General features: G+C 45.1%; 1 protein-coding gene. It reads right to left on the bottom strand.

Annotated elements, in window-relative coordinates:
• Positions 1-5: 5 nt before the first annotated feature.
• Positions 6-434 carry a GFA family protein gene (locus VZP09_RS10220; protein WP_328795103.1) on the bottom strand — a complete coding sequence of 143 codons (429 nt, stop codon included), beginning with the start codon at positions 432-434 and terminating at the stop codon, positions 6-8.
• Between the last annotated feature and the right edge of the window lie 130 nt (positions 435-564).

Below are 564 nucleotides of genomic sequence, written 5' to 3'. Positions count from 1 at the left end.
GACGCTCAGGAATTGAGTTTCAGGCACTTTAAAAGCGAGGCAAGCGACTCGACAGGTCCAGCGTGGCCACTAGGTGAGCGGGTTTCATCCCAGGGCATTGCATCATCAGTGCAGAAGTCTCCTGCACATTCCATGTCAAGACGTTCGTCAATTAAACCAACAGGAACCCAGACATAAGGTACGTCTCGCAGACTGTTAGGCACAGTTGAGCCACATACATTGCAAAAATCTGTACGGTACCCCGTTGGCTTAGACCATGAAGCAACGCAGTTTTTCCCNTTTATCCAGCGAAACTCACTGTCTTTCACTAGTGTGGCGAGATTGTAACCCACGCCGCTCTGCTTTCTGCAAAGCGAGCAATGACAACGATAAAACACTGCTGGTTTATGAGTAAGTTCAAATTCAATTGTTCCACACAAACAAGATCCATTCATTTCAAAACCATTCCTGCAAGGCCTAAGAGATTTTATGAAACATTACCATCTTTTTAGTACTGAATAGGAGTGCTTTTTTTGGTAACTCAAAATCAGCTATCAGTCGGTGTGAATATCCGCTCATCGCTCA

It is taken from the genome of Klebsiella sp. EMBS2024 (assembly GCF_036233805.1).
GTDB lineage: Bacteria > Pseudomonadota > Gammaproteobacteria > Enterobacterales > Enterobacteriaceae > Klebsiella > Klebsiella pneumoniae.
Note: the sequence above shows the minus strand (reverse complement) of the source record. Positions and strands in the feature narration are given on the sequence as shown.